This is a genomic window from Streptosporangium subroseum, assembly GCF_900188345.1.
GTDB classification, from domain to species: Bacteria; Actinomycetota; Actinomycetes; order Streptosporangiales; family Streptosporangiaceae; genus Streptosporangium; species Streptosporangium subroseum.
The window spans coordinates 1-8,933 of sequence record NZ_FZOD01000124.1; the positions used below are offsets into that span (position 1 = coordinate 1).

Genomic DNA, 8,933 nt, shown 5'->3' on the forward strand with positions numbered 1-8,933 from the left:
CGGTAATCCGGCTCACCCGGTTGCTGCATCGCTTGTTACCCAGCGAAGCCGAGGTCGCCGGGCTACTCGCACTCATGCTGCCCACCGACGCACACCAGGAAGCCCGCACCGACACCGACGCGACTCATACCTCTCGCCGACCAGCAACGCCATCCGTGGGACAAGACCGCGATCGCCGAAGGCCAGGGCATTCTCGCCAGTACCTGCCGCCATGACATCGGCGTGTGGACGGACAACGCGGACGCTATCGGGCCCAAGCACCATGGCCGGGCAGTTCTCGGTCACCGCGCTGCGTGGGCCGTCGGACGAGCCAGGCACTTGTTGGGCCTGGATGCCGACTGCGCCGGCTGGAAGCGTTGAGTTGAGCCGGCCGATGAGCGCCATCCGAAACGGCGCAGATCACAGCTGGCGTGACGTTTCAAGCAGGCGGGCCGGCCGTACATCAGTTGAAGCTTCGAAAAGGGGACTAGCGTGAACGTTTTGATCACTGGTGGCACCGGATACATCGGTGCTTTCGTCCTTCAGGTCCTTCGCTCGCGTGGACACCTGGTTCGTGCGGTCGTCCGCAGCGACGAGTCGGCGAAGGCGGTGACCGACGCCGGCGCCGAGGCGGTCGTCGGTGACGTGACCGACGTGGCGTGGCTGACCGGGCAGGTGCGCGGCGCGGACGGCGCGATCCACCTCGCCGCGCTCGGCCAGGACGGTGACGACGCGTTGATCGCTGCCGTGCTGGCGGCATTCGGGGGCACCGACAAGCCGTTCGTCTACACCGGCGGTATCTGGACCTGGGGCGACAATCCAGATATCACGGAGGAGAGCGATCAGATGTCCGCCGCTCTCACCGCATGGCGCGTTGAGCGGCAGCGGCGGGTTCTCGAGTCGGGCCTCAAGGCCTCGGTGATCTCGCCGTCGGTGGTGTACGGCCACGGCAAGGGCATTCCGGCCGGGATGTTCACTTACGGGCCTCGGAGCGAGGATGGAGCGTTGCGGCTCATCGGCTCTGGAGAACAGCGCTGGTCCACGGTCCACGTCGAGGATCTCGCGGAACTCTACGTCGACGTGTACGAACGCGCTCCCGGCGGGGAGCTCTACATCGCGGCCTCCGGCGTCAACCCCACCGTGCGGGAGATGGCACAGGCGGCGGTCGGCCCCGAGGGCACCCTGGCGCCGGAGTCCGCCGACGAGACCCGCGCACGATTGGGCGAACTGTTCGCCGACGCGCTCTTGCTCGATCAGCAGGCGCAGGGTACGCGGGCCAAGCAGCGGTTCGGGTGGAGCCCGAGCCGGCCCACCGTGCTCGAGGAACTGGCCGCGAACTGAACGCCACCGCTTTGTGGGGCGTGGGCGGTCATCGGTGGACCGCCCACGGTCCGCATGCTCCAACAGGATGGCTCTGTGCCGTTGGCAATTGAACGGGCGGACGCGATGTGCCCACCGAGTCCCAGGAGAGATCATGCATTCGTTTCACCTAGGTCGGTTCACCGTCACACGCGTCGGATACGGTGCCATGCAGTTGGCCGGTCCAGGCGTCTTCGGGCCACCCGGCAACCGGGACGAAGCATTGGCCGTGCTGCGAACGGTGGTTCAGGCCGGGGTCAACCACATCGACAGACACTTTTGATCACTCCACATTCTATAAATGTGACGGGCCCTTTTGCCCTGTCACGGTTCGATTGTGCGGGCGCACCGGAGGGGCAACCAGGCGCGGATTGGGCGAGGCTTATCGCAAACTGATCAATATGCCGTACACGGCGGTCGTGGCGTTGCTGCCGCCCACCCCCGCCTCGCGACGGCAAGGCGGGGGTCGGGCTTCTTGCTTCGGCCGGTATCAGTAGCGGCATCAAAGATGTGCAGGTATCCGCGGAACGGATAGGGGTGCGAGTGTGCTGTTGCGATGGGGGCGGTGGACGGGGTGAACAGGGCCCAGCCGGCGGAGTCTCTGCGCCGTGAGGCGTTGCATCAGGATGATGGTGGGCTGGGTCCTGGTGCTCGTCGCCGACCCGTGGAGTCACACGGTGACGCCCCGCGTCACCGCGACGGCGTGACGTCCTGGCGACGCTAAGACCCGGGGTGTCGCTTCGGCCGCATGATCCTCTCGCTGAATCGCGCCATGGTCGCCCGTGGCATGGCTCTGGGAACCAGTGCGACGAGTTTCCATGGATATCCGATGACCACATGCGGGCGGTTTCTTTCCAAGGCCCGCAGGCTGTCGCGGACAACGCCTTCTGGTGGCCGTTTGGGCCCCATGAGTGCCTCGTCGTCATTCCCGAGGACCTGAAAATATTCGGTGTCGGTGGCGGACGGGCAGCAGGCCACTATACGGATGCCGCGGGTGCGGTACTCGGCCCACAGCGCTTCGCTGAACGACTGTACGAACGCCTTTGACGCAGCATAGACCGCTTGATATGGCATGGCCTGGAATGCGGCGGCAGAGGAGACATTGATGATGGCGCCGACGCCTTTTGTGAGCATTCCGGGCAGGTAGTGATGGGTGAGATCGACAACAGCGGCGACGTTCACCATCACCATGGCATGGTCGCGGTCGGGGTCGATCGTGTCGAATGGGCCGTAGGTAGCGAAGCCGGCGTTATTGACAAGGATGTCGATGTGCAGGCCGAGCTTTTCTGTGGCAGCGTGAACGATGGCCGGCGCCGTAGGCTGACTCAGATCGGCGACGACGACATGCGTCGAGCGGCCGTAACGGTTCTCTATTTCGGTGGCGAGTTCCATGAGGCGCTGCTCGCGTCGCGCGACCAGGACGACCTGACAACCGCGGGCTGCCAGGTCTCGCGCGAAGGCAGCACCGATGCCTGATGAGGCTCCGGTAACGAGGGCAGTGCGCCCTTTGAAGTCCATGCAAAGGCCTATCTGCGAAATGAAGGGATGCGCCTCGTCAAAGCGAAGCGTCTTACTTGGGGATGGCTGTCGGGGCGCGGTGCCCATGTTGGTTTCCCCGATGGGGAGGTTCGGGTGCGAGTCGTCTTGAACTCCGCCACGTCGGGCGGACGCCCTGCCACATGTCTGCCGGTGGTCAGATCCATAAGAGCATCCTCGCCGGGTGCAGTGCGACATTCTTGAAGCGGTGCCGAATACCGCGAGGCACGAGGACGAAGTCGCCTGCGCCGGCCGTAAAGATCCGATCGCCGTCAAGGAATTCCAGTTCACCGGAAAGTAGATAGAAGGCTTCTTCGCTGTCGTTGTGCACGTGTGCGACCGGGCCGCCGCCAGGCGGGACGGTGGCCTCAATAATGCTGAATCCGCCGGCGGTCTCCGTGCCAGTCGCTTTCACGGTGTAGATGTCTCCGACACCCATTCCCTTGCACCTTGTCCAGGTGGCAGATGCAACGCACCCTGCTTGGTGTAACGCGGGTCGCCCGGGTCGGGGCTCGGGAACGGGATACTCACCTGTGTCTCCTACTGCTGGAAATGAAGATTCGCGATCATTCGTGGGGGCATCCCGGGACTCGGCCGGCATGCCAGCTTCCGCCCAGGCCGAAATCCAGCCGAGTCGTGCTCTGCCGGCAACCAATGCGATCGCGTTCAAATCAAGTACGGGTTTGAACCTGCAGGACCGGCGGCTGCGCTGCCAGGCCCAACTTGTACCTGGCAACCGTCGTCGTGTGGGCCATGCTTCTGAGGTTCTCGCTTGGGGGTGACGTTCAGGGCCGGTCGGGTGTATCCCGAAAGGGTGAGATATCCCGATGGGGGCGGCCTGACCGTGAAGCAGCGGGCCCAGCGAGAGCGGGTGCGGTTCGAGGCCGCCGAGATGTTCGAGCAGGGTGTCGCGCCGCCGCAGGTGGCCCAGCGGCTGTGGGTCTCGCGCAAGTCGGCCTACGCCTGGCGCGAATGCTGGCGGGCGGGCGATATCTTGCTGATTCGTTAGCCTCGGGCTTTCACGGCGAATATCGCTAGCCTTGATCGTTTACATGAGAAAAGTGCCTTTGACCTGGAATGATCGGACTTGTCTAAGGTCCCGTCCACACCAGCTCAAGAGGCACTTTTCACGTGAAGACTATCGCTTCGCGACCCAAGATCGTCATGTCCGCCGACGGCTCCGGGCTCATCTCCCAATCAGGCGCGCTGCTGTTGCTGGAAACGCTGCGCGTCACCGGCCTGGACCATGCCCTGTCCACGCAACTGCGGCGATGGCAACCGACCCGCGCGATCCATGACCCCGGAAAGATCATCGCTGATCTCGCCGTCAGCCTCGCCCTGGGAGGTGACTGCCTGGCCGACATCGCGATACTGCGCTCTCAGCCAGAACTGTTCGGCCCGATCGCCTCTGACCCGACCGTCTCCCGGCTGATCGACCGGTTCGCCGCCGACACCACCAAAGCCCTGAAAGCGATCCGCACCGCACGCGCCATCGCCCGTGAACACGCCTGGACCCTCGCCCAGTCAGCCGCGCCCGGAGCCGACGGTGAGCTGATCCCCATCGATCTGGACGCCACCATCGTCATCTCCCACTCCGACAAGGAAAACGCCACCCCGACCTGGAAGAAAACCTTCGGTTTTCACCCCATGACCGCCTTCGCCGACCACGGCACCGACGGAGCCGGTGAGCCACTGGCCCTCATGCTGCGGCCGGGCAACGCCGGCTCCAACACCGCCACCGACCACATCAACGCCACCGTCTTGGCCCTGGCCCAACTGCCCAGAACCCGACGCCGTCAGATTCTGATCCGCACCGACTCAGGCGGCGGCACTCATGAGTTCCTCACCTGGCTGACCCGTCCGGGCCGGTGGTTGAAATACTCCATCGGCTTCACCATCACCGACGACATCGGCGCCGCGATCGTGCGCTTGCCCGCCAGCGCGTGGACACCCGCCTACGACGCCGAGGGGCAGGTACGGCCAGGCGCCTGGGTCGCCGAGATCACCGCCATGCTCAACCTCACCTCCTGGCCCCACAAGATGCGCCTCATCGTGCGCAAAGAGCGCCCCCATCCGGGTGCGCGGCTGCGCTTCACCGACCCGGGCGGGCACCGCTTCACCTGTTTCGTCACCAACACCGCAGGCGGACAACTTCCCGACCTGGAACTACGACATCGCCGTCGCGCCCGAGCCGAGGACCGTATCCGCTGCGCCAAGGACACCGGCCTGCGCAACCTGCCGCTGCACGATTTCACCCAGAACCACATCTGGTGCGAGATCGTCGCGTTGGCCTGCGACCTCATGGCGTGGATGCAGATGCTCACCCTGAACGGCCCGGCCCGCCGCTGGGAGCCCAAACGCTTGCGGCTGCGCCTGTTCGCCGTCGCCGGGCGCCTGGTCCACGGCGGCCGGCGACTCCGGCTCCGCATCGCCGCCCGATGGCCCTGGGCACCGCAGATCATCACCGCCGTCACCCGCCTGCAAACCTTGCCAGCGTCGCCCTGACCAGCGCCAAGCCGCTCCACCGGCCAGGAAAGGACACCCGCGGGCTCGTGGAACCCCGCCCACCCGGCGCGACAGCCGGGCCATCACGCTGACCAGGAAGCGAAATCACGCCTCAGCCGAATGCCTCAGCCGACCACACGAAGATCACGAAAGATCGAGGCTAGGTGCAGAAAAGGATGCTCAAGTCTTTGCGGGTATCGCTTTCGAAATCGCTTATCTTGTGGGAGTGGCATGTATTTGGGAAAGGATCCGCGCTGGCCGGCAGAAATTAGAGGAGGAAGCTAGAGCCATATTCCTTGCCGAGATGCAACAGGGGAGGGATGACTGTGTGGCGGGAATTATTGCACGGCTACGCGATCTAGAGGCTAAAGGGGAAGGCCAAGACGCGCTGATGGCCTTTAAAAAGGCCATAGCCATGCTAAGGAAAGAGATAAATCTTCTCGATCCTATTGATGGCCGACTGGAGCTTGAAGTTTATGGTGATGTGATAGTCGAGCCGAAAAGTCAGCGTAATGCGGAAAAGGAGCGCCGCAGGGCTGATCAGTCAGGCTCTGTCGTCGGGTGACAGCAGCGCTGACAGCAACGTCCCCACATGTAAGCACACTTAGGCCACCATCCACGCCCCTCTGACCACGGTCGCCGCTACCCGACCAGGGTGATTGGTCCGCCTGAAAAGCGGAAGGTCGGCGGTTCGACCCCGCCCCTGAATACCAGCATCAACCAGCAAGAACGCCCCGAAGCGATCATCGCTCCGGGGCGATTTTCGTTGCGTTGATGGCAACCCAAGATTGGTTTAGGCGTCTACCTCATAGCGGTACCAACGCTGCGGATCCCCGTCCTCGTACAGCCACGGCGTCCCATCTCTGCCGATCTTCCCCCGTGCCCAGCCGGTCGGGTGTCGGTCGTCTGGGAGCAGCAGGTGCTCGCGTTCCGTCTCGGTGACGGCTCCGTCTTGCTGGCGGGCCCTGCGGATCTCCCAGCGGAACCCGCCGCCCGCTCGGTGCTGATCGAGGAAGGCAAGCTCCGGACCGGAGACGGCCAAGCCGTTGCATCGTGTGACGGGGTTCGGTGTGACGCTCCGGACGCCGTCAGTGTCAATCTCGATCAGCGGAAAGTCGGTGTAGGGGCAGGCGTGGACCACGTCACGGCCGACATTCAACGCATAGCAGTCGCACCAGACGACGCCTGGAGTGTGGGACGGCGCCATCCAGGGCGGGCCGCCGTCACCGTTCCAGCGCGCCAGACCGATCATGAAACCGTAGGAGCGGGTGCCGTCCGGGTTGGTGGACCAGTAGCTCGCCTCGTCGAAATAGCTGATCCAGATGTTGCCCTGGGCATCCGTCATGAGCTGCTCGATGCCGTCACCGGCGTAGAAGGCCGATCGGGTCTGGCCGCCTCCGTCGATCACCCGGACGTTGTCGGTGAGGTGTAGTTCGCTCTCGGGAACCGGCTCCCGGTAGCGCTCGAAGTCGATGCCCACGGGCTCACAGCGGGCAGCGGCCAGCACGATGCCGTCGCCGAGGGTGTCGATGAGAGTGAACCATAGGCCGAGATCTGTCAGCGGAATCTCGCGGATCTCGGCTCCGTCGCAGATGACGGCGATCGCGTCGTAGCGCGGGGGCGGCCGGAGTTCGGAGAAGTGCGGGATGGGGGTGAAGCCCTGGGCGGGGTCGGCCACCAGGGCGGCGAGCCGGCCGTGGTGGTCGATGGTCGAGGCCAGGACCTCATAACGGGCGTAGCGGTCGGGAAGGGTCGCGTGCAGCGCGAGCCGGCGGTCAGCGACCATGAGCCTTTCTCGTTGTCATCCATCGATGATCGCATACAAGGCGGCGCTGAGTCGTCGAGTCGTGGGGTGGCCAGGAATCGCCTCTTGGGTCTGCTCTTATTTCGTCGTTGTTCCGTAGGAGCACCGGAATCAGTGAGAAGGGATGCGAGATGTTCGCAGCGTAACCGCTGCTCATTGGCGTGATCGAGCTGTCTTCGCAGGTGACCACATCACGGGTCGGAGATCACCCAGATCTACGGTTGATGAGTTCGGTCGTCATGAGGCACGGCCGCTTGTCGACCTGCTCCCGCGCAGCAGCAGCGGTTGACCGGCCATCGGAGTCTGTACGACCTCCGAAACCATGCCGAGCGGTTGACCGAACAGCCGTGCCTTTCGCGACAGGGAGCGACCACTCTTCGCCGATGAGATCTGCGGATAGAAAAGTTGAGAGTCAGGCATGAGGCTCAACCCAGTAACGCACACCTATGGTCACTCGGAGCAACTAATCGGACATCGGACTTTTCGACCATCCTCCAAGCTAAAACGAACGGGTTGACGACTCTCTTTGGGTGAATAGCAATCACGCCTCCCCAGAGCCTCTATGCCCATGAAGTCGCTATCGTCCCACGTATGCCATTCCGTAACGACGTACCTATAAAGTCCCCTCAACAGTTGGTCGTCATGGAGGGACCTGTTGCTCAGCAGCACGGGAAGCGGAACGCCAGAAGAGAACCAGAACCCACGCCACGACCGCGAAACGGACGATGGCGCTCCTACTCCGCTGACGGCTCATGACCCAGTGAAGATAGGTCCGTATCGGTTGGTCGGTCGGTTGGGCACCGGCGGCAGGGGCACCGTCTACGCAGGTCTCGACGTCAAGGGCCGCCGGATCGCGGTCAAGCTGGTCCATCGCTAGCTCGCCGGCGACCCGGAGTTTCGCACCCGCTTCGCCCGCGAGATCTCCATGCTCGGATGGATCCAAAGCACCTGCACCGTCCGCGTTCTGGGCTCCGACGCCGCCGCAGCCCAGCCATGGCTGGCCACCGAATACGTACCCGGCCCTACCCTGGCCCATCGCATCGCCGACAACGGACCTCTGTCCGAGCAAGAACTCCTCGGACTCGCCGCAGGACTGGGCGAAGGCCTGCGCGCCCTCCATGCGGCGGGCGTGATCCACCGGGACCTGAAGCCCTCCAACGTCATCTTGTCGCCCACCGGGCCCCGCCTGGTCGACATGGGCATCGCCCGCGCCCTCGACGAGACCAGTGTCACCCGGACCGGCGTTGTGGTGGGAACCCCCGGCTGGATTAGCCCCGAAGAGTACCGCGGCGACGACATTGGCCCGGCCACCGATGTCTACGGCTGGGCACTGCTGACGCTCTTCGCCGCCAGCGGTCGAGCCCCTTTCGGGACCGGCCGCCCTGAAGTACTCGCCATGCGCGTCCTGACCGACGTCCCCGACACCGACCCCGTCCCCGAGCAGCTCGCATCACTGGTCGCTCAGGCTCTGTCCAAGGACCCCGCCGAACGACCCTCCTCCGTGCACATCCTCGAACCCCTGGCACAGTCCTGGCGCACACCCGATGCCACCCGCGTCGAAGACATCACCCAGTTCCTCGACCGAACCTGGGTGATGCCCCTGCACAACGATCCCGAATGGATCGTTCCCACCCGACCACGCCGACTCATACCACTGATCGCTGCTAGTGCAACCATTGCGATAGCGGGAACCGTCATAACCATAACCACAGCGATGTCGAAAACGGAGTCGGCAAACACGCAATTCTCG

General features: G+C 64.2%; 8 protein-coding genes and 1 pseudogene. 6 read left to right on the forward strand and 3 right to left on the reverse strand.

All coding sequences use genetic code 11. The features are described from left to right. The first annotated feature begins 32 nt into the window (after positions 1–32). Positions 33–215, forward strand: coding sequence for a hypothetical protein (locus tag CHC08_RS53150; RefSeq protein ID WP_420823572.1), 183 nt, complete (start codon positions 33–35; stop codon positions 213–215). A 256-nt stretch (positions 216–471) separates the two neighbouring features. Then, positions 472–1,320: an NAD-dependent epimerase/dehydratase family protein gene (locus tag CHC08_RS46925; protein ID WP_089208305.1), complete on the forward strand. Its 849-nt coding sequence runs from the start codon at positions 472–474 to the stop codon at positions 1,318–1,320. Positions 1,321–2,058: 738 nt separating this feature from the next. Here CHC08_RS46925 and CHC08_RS46935 read toward each other — a convergent pair. Beyond that, positions 2,059–2,943, reverse strand: a complete 885-nt coding sequence (locus tag CHC08_RS46935; protein ID WP_218825843.1) for an SDR family NAD(P)-dependent oxidoreductase — start codon at positions 2,941–2,943, stop codon at positions 2,059–2,061. Between the two features lie 88 nt (positions 2,944–3,031). Next, on the reverse strand, positions 3,032–3,313 hold the full coding sequence (locus CHC08_RS50420; RefSeq protein ID WP_179282650.1) for a cupin domain-containing protein: 282 nt from the start codon (positions 3,311–3,313) through the stop codon (positions 3,032–3,034). Between the two features lie 375 nt (positions 3,314–3,688). Between CHC08_RS50420 and CHC08_RS46945 the strand changes: the two genes are divergently transcribed. From CHC08_RS46945 to CHC08_RS49205, 3 genes are all read left to right on the forward strand, one after another. Further along, positions 3,689–3,883 (forward strand): helix-turn-helix domain-containing protein, encoded by a 195-nt coding sequence (locus CHC08_RS46945; protein WP_143653698.1) that lies wholly within the window; start codon positions 3,689–3,691, stop codon positions 3,881–3,883. A 122-nt stretch (positions 3,884–4,005) separates the two neighbouring features. After that, on the forward strand, positions 4,006–5,379 hold the full coding sequence (locus tag CHC08_RS46950; protein WP_143653699.1) for an IS1380 family transposase: 1,374 nt from the start codon (positions 4,006–4,008) through the stop codon (positions 5,377–5,379). A gap of 328 nt (positions 5,380–5,707) precedes the next feature. Then, positions 5,708–5,944 carry a hypothetical protein gene (locus CHC08_RS49205; protein ID WP_143653700.1) on the forward strand — a complete coding sequence of 79 codons (237 nt, stop codon included), beginning with the start codon at positions 5,708–5,710 and terminating at the stop codon, positions 5,942–5,944. Between the two features lie 228 nt (positions 5,945–6,172). On the opposite strand, the gene CHC08_RS46960 is transcribed toward CHC08_RS49205, so the two are convergent. After that, a complete protein-coding gene (locus CHC08_RS46960) occupies positions 6,173–7,165 on the reverse strand; it encodes a hypothetical protein (RefSeq protein WP_089213842.1) in 993 nt (330 codons plus the stop codon). Positions 7,166–8,093: 928 nt separating this feature from the next. Between CHC08_RS46960 and CHC08_RS46965 the strand changes: the two are divergent. After that, positions 8,094–8,933: pseudogene (locus tag CHC08_RS46965) on the forward strand (serine/threonine-protein kinase); the annotation flags it as partial.